At 73.1% G+C, this 17,049-nt stretch carries 3 protein-coding genes; 1 reads left to right on the top strand and 2 read right to left on the bottom strand.

Annotated elements, in window-relative coordinates; genetic code table 11:
* Together ABZS58_RS27075 and ABZS58_RS27070 are read right to left on the bottom strand one after the other, a co-directional pair.
* Complete coding sequence (locus ABZS58_RS27075) at window positions 1-738, bottom strand: RNA polymerase sigma factor (protein ID WP_354786007.1); 738 nt, start codon at window positions 736-738, stop codon at window positions 1-3.
* A gap of 113 nt (window positions 739-851) precedes the next feature.
* Window positions 852-3,050 (bottom strand): SNF2-related protein, encoded by a 2,199-nt coding sequence (locus ABZS58_RS27070; RefSeq protein ID WP_354786006.1) that lies wholly within the window; start codon window positions 3,048-3,050, stop codon window positions 852-854.
* A gap of 196 nt (window positions 3,051-3,246) precedes the next feature.
* Between ABZS58_RS27070 and ABZS58_RS27065 the strand changes: the two genes are divergently transcribed.
* Entirely contained in the window at window positions 3,247-17,010 is a 13,764-nt protein-coding gene (locus ABZS58_RS27065) for a hemopexin repeat-containing protein (protein WP_354786005.1), read from the top strand.
* Window positions 17,011-17,049 lie beyond the last annotated feature (39 nt).

Genomic DNA, 17,049 nt, shown 5'->3' with positions numbered 1-17,049 from the left:
TCACTCCTCATCCCGCGTCGCGGCGTCCGTGTCGGAAAACTGTTGCTTCAAGCGCTCCCGGGCATGCCGGAGGTTCGAGCGGACGGTGGCGACGTCCATGTTGAGCAGGACCGCGATCTCGGCGTGGTCCCACCCGTCGTAGTGCATCGCGAAGACCGACCGCTGCTTCGCCGGCAGCGCCTGCAGGAGGTCCAGCACCCGCCGCGACTCCTCGCTCAGGTCGAGGGCGTCGAAGCCGCCCGGATCGGCGACCTCCGCCCACAGGCCGCCGTCGTCGTGCACGTAGCGGCCGTCACGGTTGCGGATGCGGAACAGGTTGCGCCTCGCCACCTGATACACCCAGGCCTTCGGGTGCTCGATCGCCTCCCACTGCTTGTACGCCTCGAACATCGCCTCGATGGCGGCGTCGTCGGCCTGCTCCAGGCTCCCGCCCGACTTCATGAGGAATCCCCGCAGGGTCGGCATGGTGTCGCGGAAGAACGTGTCGAACTCCGGCTCGTCCATCGGCAGTGCGCTCCCTTCTTCATCACCGGAGTGCACCTGACGGACGTTTCCGTGCAGCGCCGCGGCGGCCTGTTCCGGGACGGCCGTCGTGGTGCCACGATCCGGGCGCCGGTCCGCGGTGAGGAGGTAGCCGATCCCGGCCACGACGCCGAGCACCGCCCCGGTGACCGCGAGTGCGGCGGAGCCGGTCGCGGCGAAGACCCCGACGACGCCGGTGAAGATCGTGTTGATCACCAGTACGACGCCAATCACCGGCGGACGCGTTTCCTGCTGTGGTTCCATGCCCCTCCATCCCGCTGCGACGTTTGCAGGGAGGTGGACGGAACACGCCGGCCCGTGCAATCGGCTCAGGCGCGCGAAGGCTCCGGGGTGCCGGCGAGGCGCTGCTGCTCCTCGGCGACGATCGTCCTGGCCAGCTGTACCTCGGACATGTCCACGGCGCCCGGGGAGGCCTGCGCGATGGTGCTGTGCCGGACGTAAGCGTCGAAGAGCTGCGCCTTCGAGCCCAGCAGCTCGATCATCCGCTCGTCGACCGAGTCGGCGATCAGCAGCCGGTGGACCTGGACGGAGCGGACCTGGCCCATGCGGTGGGCGCGGGCGATCGCCTGGGCCTCGATCGACGGCTTGACCTGCGGCTCGCACAGGATGACGACCGAGGCGGCCTGGATGTTGACGCCCACGCCCGCGGCCTCGATCTGGCAGATCAGGACCGCGGGCTTCTTCGCGGCGGTGAACTCGTCGACGATGCGCTGCCGGTCGGCGACCGGGGTCGAGCCGGTGATCGGCCCGCGCGCGTCGGCGCCGAGCGCCGCGTGCACGACGGCGAGGACGTCGCGGAAGTAGGAGAAGACCACGACGTTGCGCTTGGCCGCCAGGGCCTCGCGGGCCAGTTCGAGCAGGCGGGTCAGCTTCGCCGAGTCGTGCGGGCGGCGCACGGCGAACGCGGCCCGGCGCATCGCCATGAAGTTGCCGTCACGGACCGCCGACCGGTAGGCGGCCCCGTCCTCGGCGCCGAACTCCTCCCACTCGTCGACCTGGACCAGCTCCGGCAGCTCGGTGAGCACGTCGGGCTGGTTGCGGCGCAGGTACACCGGCGCCGCCGCCCGCCGGAACGCCTCGACGCTGACCGCCGCGTGCTCCGGGCCCATGCCCGCGGCGACGTCCGGCCGCAGGTGCTCGATCAACGCACGGAACTCGTCGATGCGGTTCTCCATGGGGGTACCGGTGAGGAACAGCACCCGGTCGGATCCGGCGGCAACCCGGTTGACCGCCTGCGACCGCTTGGCCTCGGGGTTCTTCACGTAGTGCGCCTCGTCGACGACCAGCAGCGCGGGTCGCGGCGGTGGCAGGTCGACCGCGCCCAGCGAGCCGAACGTGACCACGCCGACGCCGCCCTCCTCCCGCCACCGGGCCACCGCACGGGCCCGGCCGTTGCCGTGCAGGGTGATGACCGGGATCGTGGAGTGCTTGGCGACCTCGCGAGCCCAGTTGATCAGTACACTCGCCGGGCAGACGACCAGGAAATGCGTGGCGCCACGGGCGGCCAGGTGCCCCATCGCGGCGATGGCCTGCACCGTCTTGCCCAGCCCCATCTCGTCGCCGAGCACGACCCGCCGCTGCACGAGGGCGAACCGCGCGCCGAACGACTGATAGCCGCGCAGCCGCAGGTTGTCGCTGAGCCGGGACGTGTCCAGGTGCTGCGCGCCGACCCGCTCGACGATGTCGGCGGGCAGGAACCCCTCGCTCGCCGCGACGTCGCCGCCGAGGCCGACGACCTGGCTGAGCAGGCCGTAGTAGTCCGCCGACCGCTGCTCGAAGTCGCGCCAGACCTGCCGGTCGGTGGGCGTCCTGACCGCGCGCAGGCTCCGCGCGGCTTCAAGCATGCCGCCGGACCCGGCCTCCTGCAGCGCCGCCTGGACCCTTCTCGCCGCGTCAGCGGCGACGGCCCGGTGCCCGGCGCGCATGAACAGCCGGCGCAACGGTCCCGCCGCGGCCGGCCCGGCGACCGGCCGGGCCGCCCTGAGCTCCTCGGCGATCCTCGCGGCGTCCTGCTCGTGCGCCCCGGCCGCGTGCCAGACCATGCCGTACCTGGCGAGGGCCCGCACCAGCCGGGTCATGTCCGCGTGCTTCGGGTCGAACTCGATGCGGAACTGCAGCGCGTCCCGCGCCGCCCTCCGCAGCTGCTCGGCGGCGAGGATGGTCTTGCGCGCCGTGCCCTCCCCGATGCCGGGCACCGCCTTCAGCCGCTCCGGGCCGCCCCGCAGCACGTCGGCGACCGACTGGAAGCCGTGCGCCGGCAGCTCGTCCAGCCGCGCCCGGCCGTCCACGGTGTCCTTGACCGTCTCCACCGGCATCTTCTCGATCGCGGTCCACACCTGGGGCTCGCTCGCGACGAGGTACGCCTCGACGACCTCGTCCCGGGCCGCGCCGACGTCCTCGACGATCGCCTCGGCGTCGGCCTGCGCCTCGCCCGCCCGCGCCAGCAACGCCCGCGCCTCCCGCGCCGTCATGCCTGTCGCCGGCCCCGGCAGCGTGGAGGAATGCATGCCGTTGAACGTACCGACAGACCGCCCGCCGCGCTCGCCACGCCGGCCCGGTCCCGGTGCCAGCCGCCGGCTCACTCCGCCATGTGACAGGAATCCGACGCGCCGTATCTGCGACCACCGCGTCGCCGTCTCCACGACCGCCAAAGCGAACGGCCGTGCTCCGGTGGCCGGTCGCACCGCCCGAGGAGGAGCGCACATGCACCCGAACGGTTCCATGCCCGACTACCAGAAGCTGTTCGGTGACCTCGACTTCCGCGGCGGTGACGCGTCGCGGTCGGTGTACTCGCCCGCCGCGTACCTCGCCGACCTGCTGCAGCTGCTCACCGGCAGCGACCTCGACGGGCGGCGGCCCGGGCTGCGGGCCGTGCGGCTCGACGGCGCGAACAGCTACACGGAGCTGCCCTACCTCGACATCGTCAACGAGATCCTCGCCGACGAGCTCGACCCCGACGGCGGCGCCCGCGACGCGCTCGCCGGGCTGCGGCACCCGTTCACGCTGCCGTTCTCGCTGCGGCACGAGAAGCTGCGCCGGCTGCTGCACCACCTCGGGACCACGCCGCTGGAGCTGTACCGGCGGTTCGCCGTGAGCGAGGACGCGGACGTCGTCGCCCGGGAGTACCTGGAACTCGACCGGGCCGAGGTCGACCTGTACAGCGGCGTGCTCGACAGCGGTGGGCTGCGGGCCTGCTACGGGCTGCGGGACGCCGAGACCTTCACCGACCTGGCCGCGGTCGAACGCTTCCGGCAGGCCGTCACGCTCACCCACGAGGAACTGCTGACGCTGCTGCACGGGGACCTCGCCGTGGCGGAGCAGGCCGACGCGGCGATGTGCTTCATCCATCAGGGCGACGAGGTCGTCACGCTCGACGCCGACGAGCGGCGGCTCGTCCACGCGGACGCCACCACGGACGTTCCCGTGACCTGGTTCGAGCGGGTCAACCGCTTCGTCCGGCTGGCCCGCCGGCTCGGGATGACGTTCCAGGAGCTGGACCTGGTGCTGCGCTCCTGCTGCGGCAACCGGCTCGACACCGCCGCGCTGCGCCGCATCGCCGCGGTCCGCTACCTGCGGCACGGCCTCGACCTGCCGCTGGACGTCGTGGTCGCGCTCGTCGCACCCGTCAACGCGCTCGGCATCGGCGCCGCCGCCGCTCCCCTGGACCTGTTCAACCGCGTCTTCAACGCGCCCTACGTCGCGACCGACCGCACCGTGCTGCGCGGCTCGGCGCACCTGCCGCCCGCCTATGCCGGCCTGCCCGAGCTGACCGCGCCGCACGACCTCCTCGCGACGGGCGCGGCGGCGTACCGGCGCCGCAGCGGCCTCACCGACGCCGACGCGCAGGCGATCGTCACCCGCTTCCGCGCCCGCTCGACCGACGGGGTGTCCGGCCCGCTCGACCGTGGCAACGCCGGACCGGCCGCGCTGATGCTGCTGTTCCGCGTCGGGCAGCTCACCACCGCGCTCGGCGTCACCGTCGAGGAGCTCTTCGACGTCCTCGACGCGCTGGAGAGCGACCCGTCGCTGCGCCGCCACCCCGCGTTCCCGATCCTGCTGGAAACGGCCGGCGGCACGGCCGCCACGGACGTCTACCAGATCCTCACCGGCACCGACGCCGACGCGGGGCTGTGGCTCGCGCAGACCCTGCGCGGTGTCGTCGCGTGGATGCAGGCCACCGGCCTGGACGGCCGCGGCCTGCTCGACATCCTCGGCGTCGGCGACGAGCGGCGGGGTCCGGCCGCCGACGAGGAACGCATCGCCCTCCTCGACGCCCTGCGCGCCCAGTTCGAGACGGTCCTGCTCACCCCGGACGCGTTCCGCTCCGCCCGCTTCGGACCGCGCGCCGCGCAGGTGATCCACGACGTCGTCGCCGGCAGTGAGGACGTCGGCTCCCCGCTGCTGCGCCTCACGCCGGACGCCCGGGCCGCGGCGCACACCGCCGTCACCGACCTCGGCAGGGTCACCGCCGACGACTTCCGCGGTATCGGCCTCGACGAGCGCTTCGCCGCGAAGATCCACACCAACCTCGTCCTGCGCGGCTACCTCGACCCGTCCGGCACTCTCGACCTCGCGCGGCTCCCGGAGACGCCCGACGAGCTGTGGCTGACCGGCGACTTCAGCGCCTACGCCGACGCGGTCCTCACCGACCTCGAGGAGGCGGCCGCAGACGAGACCGCCGCGCTGTACCCGTCGGACCTCACGAAATACGCCGAGCTCACCGCCGCCGAGCAGGCCGAGCTGTACGACAACCTGATCTTCAACGGCCGCCTCGACGCCGACGGGCGGATCCGCGAGCCCGGGATCGACGCGGAGACCGTCGACCTCGCCGACCTCGTCGAGCCCGTCCACGCGCGGCTGCTGGAGGTCGCCGACCGGTTCCCCGGCGCGTGGATCCCGCTCGACCCGGCCGTGTTCGACGACGTGCCGCTCACCGGGCAGCAGCGCACCGCGCTCGTGGACAGCCTGCGGTTCAACGGCTATCTCGACGGGGAGGACGCCTACACGGACCCGGTCTCGATGCTCGGGCTCACCCTGCCCGAGCTCACCGTCGACGTGGCGTTCCACCCGCACCGCCGGCAGATCCTCGACGCGCTGCAGGGGCAGCTGACCGCCGCGCTGACGACGATGACCACGCTGACCCCGGACGACTTCCGCGACCTCGGCGACGCGGCGGCGGCGCAGCGGGTGACGGACCTGCTCGACGAGGGGCTGCTGGTCGACGGCCTGATCCCGGACGACGCCGCACCCGGCCTGATCGATCCGGCCACGGTGCTGGCCCTCGCCGGCTTCTCCGACGCGGAGAACCTGCTGGTGCTGCACCGCCTCGCCGAGGTCGTCCGCGACGCGGCGCCCTTCCGTCTCGACGTGGCCGCCGTCGGAGCGCTCGGCTTCACCGCCGAGGAACGCGACGAGCTGCTCGGCCGGCTCATCGAGACCGGCGAGCTGACCCCGCGGCTGAGCGTGGCCGCGGACCGGGTCGCCTGGTTCTGCCACGTCCACCACGCCCTCGACTTCACGCTGCCGGGCTTCACCGACTACGGCCGCGACGTGTTCTTCCTGCTGCACACCGTCGCCGTCGCCGTGGACGCCGCGACCGACGAGGTCGTCGCGGTGCTCACCGCCCGCGAGGCCGCCCAGCGCGCGGCCGTGTTCGCGACGCTGCAGGACGCGTTCGGGGTCCCCGCCGCGACCGCCGAGGCGATCTGCGCGGCGGTCGTCGGCGGCACCGCCGAGACCCTCGACCTGCTCGTCGCGCCGGCACTGCAGGACCCGGCCGGTGCGGCCATGCAGCCCGAGGTCCGCCGCGCGGTGCGCCGCATCCGTGGCTTCGCGCAGCTCGCCGCCCGGCTCGGGCTCGGCGCCGACGAGGTCGGCGTCGTCTTCCACGACCAGGACCTCACCGGCAAGTTCGCCGAGCCGCTCACCCTGCCGCCGGGCATCGACCGCATCGACGCGCTGCTGGAAGGCCCCGACGGTGACGTCTACCTCTTCCGTGAGCGCGGGTTCTGGCGGTACGAGCCGGGCATGGACACCCCGGTCGACCCGCGGCCGAAGGCGCTGACCGAGCTGTCCGACCGCTTCGCCGGGCTCGCCGCCGTCGACGCGGCGTTCACCGACGCCGACGGCACCGCGTGGATCGTCGGGCGCGACGACGCCGGCACGTCCGTCACCTTCGTCCGGCCCCTCGACCACACCCGGTGGACGCCGCGGCCGCAGATCTGGGGCGCCGTCCGCAACGCCTTCACCGACAGCACCCGCATCGACGCCGCGTTCGTCGACGAGGAGGGCCGCACCTACCTGTTCCGCGGCGACCAGTACGTGCGCTACTCCGGCGCGGCCTACGCCACCGTCGACGAGGGCTTCCCCCGCCGCCTCGGCGAGTGGTGGGAGGGCGAGCAGCGCCGCGAGGGCGACCCGCCGCTGCCGCCCCGGTTCCGCTCGGCGCTGGACGCGGCGTTCCTCGGCAAGGACGGCGTCACGTACCTGTTCTCCGGCGACCGGTTCGTCGCCCTCGGCGGCACGTCGGCGCAGGAACGGCCCATCGCGGGCGCGTGGGGCAACGTCGTCAACCACGTCGCCGCCGCGGAGCGGATCGACGCCGCGTACGTCGCGGGCTCCGCGCTGTACGTGTTCTCCGGCGACCAGGTCGTGCGGCACAGCGACAGCGTCGAGAACGACGGCCTGCGCGTCGACAGCGGCTACCCGCGCCGGCTCAGCGCGCATTTCGAGGAGCGGTTCGAGGCGATGCCCGCCGCGTTCGAGAGCGGGATCGACGCGGCGCTCGCCGAGCCGGCCGGCACCGTGGTCCACCTGTTCCGCGACGGCCGGACCGTGGCGCTCGGCGCGTCCGACGCGAGCGTCGTGCCGACCGCGCAGCGCTGGGGCGTGCTCGGCCCCGTCCTGCCCAGCGGCACCGTCGACGCCGCCCTGCTCGGGCTCGACGGCCGGACCTACCTGTTCAGCGGCGAGCAGTACGTGCGGTACACGGGCACGGACTACGCGACGGTCGACGCCGGTCACCCGCGCGGCATCGCCGGGGACTGGGGCGGGCTGTGCCGCGTCGACGCCGCGTTCGTCATGGACGGCGCCACCTACCTGTTCGGCACCGCCGGGAAGCTGTTCGACCTGCCGCTGGACGAGGGTCCCCGCACCGCGTGGTCCCGCGACCGGCTGGCACCCGTGCACCGCGCCGACCTCGAGGCGGGCCGGCTGCCCGGCGCGCTGCGCGACCGGCTCGCCGAGCACGGCATCACCGTCGCCGACGACGCCGCGGTGACGGCAGCGGTGACGACCAGCGCGACGACCGGGGCGGCGCCCGCCGACGGGACCGGCCCGCAGTGGCACCTCACCGCCGCGCACGGCCTGCGGCTCACGCTCCGGCAGGCCGGAAGGCGCCTGCAGGTGCACGTCACCGCCGACGACGAGGACCCGTCGCGCCCGTACTGGGAGGAGCGGCCGCGCCCGCAGCCGTTCTTCGTCAAGTACTCGACGCGCGACTACACCACGCCGGACGCCGGCTACCCGCGGCCGATGACCGGGAACTGGTGGAACCTCCCGGACGAGCTCGTCACCGCCGGCGCGCCCTTCGTGACGGTCGACGCGGTCTTCACCGCCGCGGACGGCCGGATCCATCTCTTCGCCGGCAACCGGTTCGTGGTCTTCGACGCCAAGCGGCGCTGGTGGTCCGAGCCGCGCCTGATCGCGACCGGCTGGGACAGCCTGCCGTTCGAGCACGTCGACGCGGCGTTCGTCGGCGCCGACGGCCGCACCTACGTGTTCAGCGGCCCGAAGTACGCCCGCTACTCCGACACGTACACGCGCGTCGACGACCGGTACCCGGCGCGGATCACGTCGCTGTGGGGCACCGTCGCCAACACGATCGCCAGGACCGGGCGGGTCGACGCGACGCTCGTCGTGCAGCGCCCCGCCGCGGTCGAGGCCGCCCTGGCCGACGGGTCGCTGGACACCCCGGAGATCCCGGTGGACGGGCGCACGGTCCGGCGCACGTACCTGTTCTCCGGCAGCCAGTACGTCCGCTACACCGACACCGCCGACGGCACCCGGCCGGCGACCGTCGACCTCGGCTACCCGCAGAGCCTCACCGCGCTGCGCCTGGAGCCCGGCTTCGGCAACCTCGACGCCGACCTCGACCGGGTCGACGCCGCGTACGCCGACCGTGGCAACGTCTACCTGTACAGCGGCCGCGACTGCCACGTCGTCTCCCTCGGCACGCACCGCCGCCACCCTGACGTCGCCCGGGCCGAGGTCGGCTGCGCGCTCGTCGAGGACGGCACCGTCTACCTCGAGCACCCCGAGGGCTGGCACCGCTACAGCGCCCTGGAAGGCACCACCGTCGCCGCCGAGCCGGCGCTGCCGCGGGGGCTGCGGACCGTGCCGCAGGAGTACCGGACCGGCCTGGACGCGGTCCTCGCCGGCACCGACGGCACCACGTACCTGTTCAAGGGCGCCACCTGCTACAACACGACCCTGGACCGGGCCTACCCGCTCGCCGAGGAGTGGGGCCGGCCGCGCAACACGATCTACCACGACAACACCGTCGACGCCGCGTTCGTCGCCGCCAGCGGCAAGACCTACGTGTTCAGCGGCGACCAGTTCGTCGTCTACAGCGGCGTGGACTACCTCGACGCCGAGGTGTCCGCCGGGCCGCTGCCGATCGCGGAGCACTTCGCCGGGCTGACCCGCGTGGCGCTCGCCTACGTCCGCGACGGCGTCACCCATCTGTTCGAGCCGCCGGACGACACCGGCCTGATGCGGCTGGTGACCTACTCGGGCAAGGAGTACGACCAGCCCGACGACACCGAGCCGCGCTTCGTCGACGCCGGGTTCTGGGGTGTACCGCAGCCGTACCGCCCGGCCGGGTTCACCGCACCCGACGCGGTGCTGTTCACCGGCGACGCGATGCTGCTGCTGGCCGGCGGCTCGGTGGTGCAGTACGACGAGGTCGACCGGGTCTGGTCCGCGCCGCGTCCCCTGGACCGCATCTGGCGCGGCATCGGCGCCGTCGACGGCCTCACGACCGCGTTCACCGGGCGGGACGGCGCGACCTACTTCTTCTTCACCCACGAGTTCGCCCGCTACCAGGGCCGGGCGTTCACGCCGCGGCAACCCGTCCAGGACCGGTGGGGCCGCACCCACAACGCGTTCCTCACCGGCACCGGCTTCCATGCGGGCGCCGGCGTCGTCGACGCCGCGTTCGTCCACGCCGGCACGGTGACCTACCTGTTCGCCGGCGAGCAGTACGTGCGCTACTCCACCTCCGACTACCGCTGGGTCGACCCCGGCTACCCGAAGGCGATCGCCGGCAACCTCCGCGACGAGGAACCGTTCCTGGCGCTGCCGGTAGCCGTCGAGGACGAACTCGTCGAGCGGATCGGCACCGGCGGCCGCGGCGCCCTGGACGCGGTCGTCGCCAACGGCCGCAACACGTACCTGTTCGCCGGCCGGACCTGCCACGTCGTGTCCGCGGCCCCGGCCGCCGTCCACGACATCGGCGTGCTCGGCCAGGTGCGCAACACGGTCGCCGACCGGCAGCGGGTCGACGCGGCGCTGGTCACCGACCGGTACACGTACCTGTTCTCCGGCGACCAGTACGTGCGCTACACCGGCGCCGACTACAGCCGCGTCGACGACGGCTACCCACGCACGATCGCCGGGTCGCTCGCCGAAGAGCTGCGCATCGACGCCCTGCCGGAGCAGTTCCACGCCGGGATCGACGCGGCGATGCGCGCACCCAGCGGGCAGACGTACCTGTTCGCCGCCGACACGTGCCTGCGCTTCGACGACGGCGGCGCCGAGGTGACCCCGATCGCCGGCGTGTGGGGCGTGCTCCGCAACGACATCACCGCCGCCGGCGGGCCACGGGCGGCGTTCGTCGCGCCGACCGGCGAGCTGTACGCGTTCGCCGGCGGGCAGTACGTGCGCTACGAGGTGCCGCCGCTGCCCGACGGGACGCAGGTGCCCGCCCCCGCGACGTACGCCGTCGTCGACGAGGGCCACCCCCGGCTCGTCCGCGACGAGTGGGGCGCCCTGCCCGGCACGTTCGAAGACGGCGTCGACGGCGCGTTCACCCTGCGCGGGCGCACCTACCTGTGCCTGGGCGATCAGTACGTCCGCTACGCCGGCGGCCGGTACGACACCGTCGACCGGACCTACCCGCAGGCGTTCACGCACCGGTGGGCCGACACCGCCGACTACCGGCTCGGCGACCTGCGGACCATCACCCGCTTCGCCGCGCTGGTGCGCACCCACCGCGGCGAGGGCGTCGACCTCGCCGCCGCGCTGTCCCCCGCCGCGCGCCCGACCACCGACCTGTACCGCGTCGTCGCCGACCTGTTCGGCTGGGACGTCGAGGAGCTGCGGTGGTGCCGGCGCAACAGCCGGTTCCTGTCCGACGGCTCCGCCGACGAGGACCGCTTCGAGCTGGAGTTCCTGCTCGAACTGGTGGAGCTGTTCGGGTTCACCGGCCCGCTCGGCGCCGGCCCGTCCGAGCTGCGCGCCGACGTGTGGGCGAGGCTCCACCCGGAGCGGGCGCTGCCCGGCGACGCCGACATGGACGTCGACATGGACGCCGCCGCCGACGCCCTGACCCTGCTGCTCGCCCGCAGGTCCGGACCGGACGGCTGGGCGGTGCTGTCCCGCACGCTGCACGACGAGCTGAACCTGAGCCTGCGCGACGCGCTCGTCGGCGCCGTCCTCGCCCGCGACCCCGGCCCCGCGTCGGCGCCGCGGACCACCCGGGACCTGTTCGAGCGGTACCTCATCGACGTCGAGATGGGCGCCCGGGGCATGACGTCGCGGGTGCGGGAGGCGATCGCCGCCGTCCAGCTGTACGTCCACCGGTACCTGCTCAACCTGGAGCCGGCCGACGGTGGTGAGGAACAGCGGCTGCGGATCAAGCAGTGGTGGACGTGGATGCGCAACTACCGGGTGTGGGAGGCCAACCGCAAGGTCTTCCTCTACCCGGAGAACTACCTGCGGCCCGAGCTGCGCGACACGAAGACGCCCGCGTTCGAGGCCCTGGAACGCGACCTGCTCCAGGGTGAGATCACCGCGCTGAGCGTCGAACGGGCGTACAAGCGCTACCTCGACGAATACACCGAGGTCTCCCGCCTCACCATCGCCGGCGGCTACGTCTACACGAAGGACCAGCTGCCGGACGGGCCGCGCCGGCTCGTGCTGTTCGGGCGCACGAAGACCGACCCGCGCCGCTACTACTTCCGGCGGGCCGAGTTCGGCAGCCGGGAGAAGCTGTCCGCGGCGTGGGAGCCGTGGCAGCCCGTCGACGTGCGCATCGACGCCGACCTGGTGCACCCCGTCCACGCGTTCGGCCGGGTCTTCGTCTTCTGGACGGTCGTCGAGCCGGTCGCCCAGGACGACCCCGCCAGCGGCACGGTCGTCGCACGCGGTGACGGCGAGGAACAGCACGTGACGGCGACGGCGAAGACGACCCGGGTCCGCATCGCGTACTCGTTCCAGAACCTCAACGGCGAGTGGGTGCCGGCGCAGACCCTCGGCACCGGGGCGGCGGAGGCCGGCACGATCGGCGACGTGCAGCTGCTCGTGCTGCCCCGGATCAAGCCGGACACGGGCCGCATGGCGGTCGTCGTGTCGTGCACGTCCACCGTCACCCCGCCGGCCGAGCCCGGAGCGCAGACGCCGCCCGCGCCGAAGCCCGGCGCGGTCCTGTTCGAGCTCAACCCGGAGCTGTACGCGGAGCGGCTGCCCGTGCCGGCCGCGGCGGACGGCACCACCCCGGCGGAGGTCGTCGCGTCGATCTTCGACATCATCAGGGCCGCCGCGGGTGTCGTGCCGCCGGCGGGCCCCGCGACCGACGACACCGACGCGGCGTTGACGGAGCTCGCGACGGCCGTGGCCGCCGCGGCCGCCGCGAAGGCCGCCACCGCCGACCGGGTCGCGAACATCTTCCGCGACACGGTCCGGCCCGCCGAGGTGGTCCGGTTCGACGCGCCGACCGGCGCCGAGTCGTGGCCGTGGTTCAGCGTCGACCACAAGGGCGGCAGCTTCCTGTGCCGGCCGGTGACGATCGACCGGGCCGACGCGGCACCGGTGCCGCTGAGCGGCAACAGCCGGTTCCCCAGCTGGAGCGCGGTCGACGCGGCCGTCGAACTGCCCGGCGGCACGCAGCTGTTCTTCTCCAACGCACGCAACCGGTCGCTGACGGTCCCACCGACCGGCCGGATCCCGGCCGCGGTCCCGATCGGCGAGCAGTGGGGCCGGTCCCGCACCGTGCTGCCCGCCGCGAACGGGGTCGTCGACGCGGTCCTCGTCCGGGGCGCGTCCACGTTCGTCTTCTCCGGCGGCCAGTACGTGCGCTTCACCGGCACCCCGTTCGGCAGGATCGACAAGGGGTACCCGCGGCCGATCCTCGGCAACCAGGACGCGCTGCCGCAGTGGGACCGGGTCGACGTCGCCTTCAGCCTGCCCGGCAACGTCGAGGTGTTCGCCAACCACGCGCTGGAGCAGTACGTCGTCGCCACCGACGGCAAGCTGGGCACGCCCGCGTCGTGGCAGGACCACTGGATGCGCAAGCAGCTCAACACGGTCGACACGGTCGTCGTCACCGACACCCACGCGTTCGTGTTCGCCGGCGACAGGTACGTGCGGCTCAACCACACGAAGAAGCCGAACAAGGGCCAGTGGTACGACACACCGGACAAGGACTACCCCCGGCCGGTCGCCGGCAACCCCGACAACATCCCCACCGACGTGCGCATCGACGCCGCCGTGTGGCGCGACGGCACGACCTACTACTTCGACAACACCGACCACCGCTACGTCCAGGTCCCGGCCACCGGTGCGCGCGTCAGCCGCCCGACCTACACGAAGCCCGGCAGGATCGCCACGAAGCAGACGGTCGACGCGGCGTGGGTCGGCACCGACCCGTCCGGCGCCCACCGGCTGTTCCTCACCAGCGGCACCGAATACGTGCGGTACACGCTGAACGCCGACAACACGGTGCCGGACCTCGTCGACGACGGCTACCCGGCGACGCTGCCGGTGCCGATCGACACCGTCCTGCCGCGCGGCACCGACCTGTACGTGTTCAGCGGCCCGCTCTACACCAAGACGGCGGCGGCGCGGGAACCGTCGACCCTGCCGGCGTTCCGCCCCGTCGCCGGCGCCTGGGGCGAGCTGCCCCGCGAGACCACGCCGCCGTTCGACTCGGCGATGCGGTCCTCGACCGGCCTGCACCTGTTCGTCGACGACACCTACATCCTGCACGACACGGCCGTCGAGCCGCCGCGGCCGTACGAGCGCACGGCGCTGCCGTTCGAGATCGTCCGGCTGACCACCGGCACCGCCTCCGATCTCAACCGGCGGCTGCTGTCCGGCGGGGTGCCGGCGCTGCTGGACCTCGCCACCCAGGAGACCGACGAGGTCGCGTTCAGCACCGACCCGCGGGACCTCAAGGCGATCCGGGTCAAGCCGGAGCTCGTCGACCCCGACCGGCTGCCGTCCGGCTCGCACCTGGACTTCCGCAGCGCCAACGGCCTCTACTACTGGGAGATCTTCTTCCACGCGCCGCTGCTCATCGCGCACGCGCTCAACGGCGCCCAACGCTTCGAGGACGCCCGCCGCTGGTACGAGTACATCTTCGACCCCACGCATCCCCGCTCCTACTGGCGGTTCCTGCCGTTCCTCACCATCGACCCGGCCGCGCTCGCCGACAGTCTCACCGCCGAACTCGGCCAGACCGGCCGGGCCGGGCTGCAAGGCCCGGCCGCCGACAAGCTCCGGCAGTCGGTCGAACCGGTCGTGGCCGCCCTGCGGACCCTCGCACCGGCGGTGGCGGAGCACCGCGGCCCGCGCACGGCGCAGGAGGTGACCGCGCTCGCCACGGTCAGAGCCCCGGCGACGCACAAGAGGATCGCCGACGCCCTGCATGACCTGCTCGCCGGCAAACCCACCGCGGGGCAGCGCGCCGCCCTGCTGGGACTGGAGGAACGCACGCTCATCGCGGCGGAGCTCGGCGCGTTGTTCGAGGCCGGCGGCGACGAGGAGGACCTGCTCAAGGCCTACCGGGAGGACCCGTTCGACCCGCACGCGATCGCCGCGCTGCGCCCGGTCGCCTACCGCCGCGCCGTCGTCATGGGCTACGTCGACAACCTGCTCGACTGGGCCGACATGCTGTTCCGGCAGTACACGCCGGAGAGCGTCGACGAGGCCCGGATGCTCTACGTGCTCGCCCACGACCTGCTCGGCGAGCGGCCCGAACGGCTCGGCGTGCGGCTGCTGCCGCCGGCGCAGACGGCCGCGGCGCTCGGCTCGGCGGACCTGACCGGCTACTTCACCCGCGGCGGTGTCATGCTCACCGGCCCGGGCGAGGTGCACGCCGGCGTCGGCGACGCGTACTTCTCCATCCCGGAGAACAGCCTCTTCATGGAGTACTGGACCCGGGTCGAGGACCGGCTGCACAAGATCCGGCAGTCGCTGGACATCCTCGGCATCAGCCGGCCGCTGCCGCTCTTCGCGCCGCCGATCGACCCGATGGCGCTGGTGCAGGCCGTCGCCTCCGGCGCGGGCCTGGACCAGGTGACCGCGGCCGCGGCCGCCCAGCCGCCGCACTACCGCTTCGCCGCGGTCTACCGCCGGGCGCAGGAGGTCGTCGACAAGCTCGGCCAGCTCGGCTCGGAGCTGCTCAGCGTCCTGGAACGCGGCAGCGCCGAGGAGCTGAGCCTGCTGCAGAACCGGCAGGAGCACACGATCCTCGACCTCGGCCTGGCCGTGAAGGAGGCGCAGGTCCGCATCGCCGAGGAGAGCGTCGCGGAGCTCACCGCCGGCCGGGCCGGCGCGCTGGAACGGGCCGCGCACTACGACACGCTCATCGCCACGGGGATGACGGCGCTGGAACGGGCCCAGATCGCCACCATGTCCATCGGCGCGACGATGCACATGTCCTCCAGCGTGCTGCAGATCGCCTCCGCCATCAGCCACGCCCTGCCGCAGATCAAGATGGGCCCGTTCATCATGGGCGCGGAGGCCGGCGGCGACCAGGCCGGCAGCTCCCTGGACAGCTCGGCGCAGATCCTGCAGTCCCTCGGCGAGGGCTTCCAGGTGATCGGCGAGGTGCTCGGCGTGTCCGCCCAGTACGAGCGCATGTCCCAGGACTGGACGCTGCAGCTGGCCACCGCACGCAACGACCTGGAGCAGCTGGAGCACCGCATCGCCGCGGCGAACCAGCAGCTGGGCGTCGCCCGGCAGGAGGCGGACATCCAGGCGCGGCAGCTGGAGCACTCCGAGGCCGTCGCGACGTTCCTGCGGGACCGCTTCACCAACGCCGAGCTGTACACCTGGATGGCCGCGCGACTGTCCGGCATGTACTTCCAGGCGTACAGCCTCGCCTACGACATGGCGAAGGCCGCGGAGCGGGCGTACCAGTTCGAGCAGGGCGTCGACGAGACCTTCATCCGCCCGTCGTACTGGGAGAGCCGGCGCAACGGGCTGCTCGCCGGGCAGGGCCTCGCGCAGGACCTGCAGCGGCTCGGCAAGGCCCAGTTCGACGGCGACGGACGGGCCCTGGAGATCACCCGCCAGGTGTCGCTGCTGGAGACCGACCCGGTCGCGCTGCTGCGGCTGCGGACCGCCGGCAGCACCGACTTCGCGCTCACCGAGGCGCTGTTCGACCGGGACTTCCCCGGCCACTACCGCCGCCAGATCCGCACGGTGACGGTGACGTTCCTCGACGTCGAGGGGCAGCCGATCGGCCTCAACGCGACCCTGACGCAGCTGAGCAACAAGACCGTGCTGACGCCCGACCCGGCCGCGGTCAAGCACCTGCTCGACCCGAAGGGCGGCCTGCCCGCCGCGATCCGGGCCGACTGGCGGGCCAGCCAGCGCATCGCACTGTCCCAGGTGGACTACGGGCGCGACAACAACGGCCTCTTCGAGCTGCGCTACGACGACGAGCGGTACCTGCCGTTCGAGGGCACCGGCGCGGTCTCGACGTGGCGGCTGGAACGCTCCGCCCTGCACGGCGCGGCTTTCTACGACGTGCTCGTCACAGTCAAGTACACCGCGGAGCACGGCGGTCCGCTGTTCGCCGACGCGGTCAAGGGCATGCTCAAGCCCTTCACCGCGGCCCGGTTCTTCGACGTGGCCCGGGAGTTCCCCGAGCAGTGGGAAGACTTCGTCGGCAACGGTGCGAGCCGGCTGGTGCTGCCCTTCACCACCGGGATGTTCCCCGACATGGCAGGCCGGCGGATCACCGGCATCGTGCCCGCGTACGAGCTGACCAACGGCACGCCGGCCCGCCTGGTGCTCAACGACGACCCCCGGCTCACGCTCACCGAGGCGACGCTGCTGCCGACGCCCGGTCTCACGGTCCGCGACGACGGGCCCGGATGGGCCTTCGCGCTCGACGGCGACAAGGCCGACCTCGGCAATGTCGGGCTCGTCCTGACCTATCAGGCCCGCGTCCAGTAGGGAGACTGCAATGACCTATCCACGTTCCTCGTCCTCGTC

Source organism: Dactylosporangium sp. NPDC005555 (assembly GCF_040605635.1).
Lineage (GTDB): Bacteria > Actinomycetota > Actinomycetes > Mycobacteriales > Micromonosporaceae > Dactylosporangium.
This window is presented reverse-complemented; position numbering and strand designations above follow the sequence as displayed.

Excerpts from the sequence above, each read along its gene's own strand:
- ABZS58_RS27070 (WP_354786006.1), bottom strand. The coding sequence starts at position 3,050 with ATGCATTCCTCCACGCTGCCGGGGCCGGCGACAGGCATGACGGCGCGG.
- ABZS58_RS27065 (WP_354786005.1), top strand. The coding sequence starts at position 3,247 with ATGCACCCGAACGGTTCCATGCCCGACTACCAGAAGCTGTTCGGTGAC.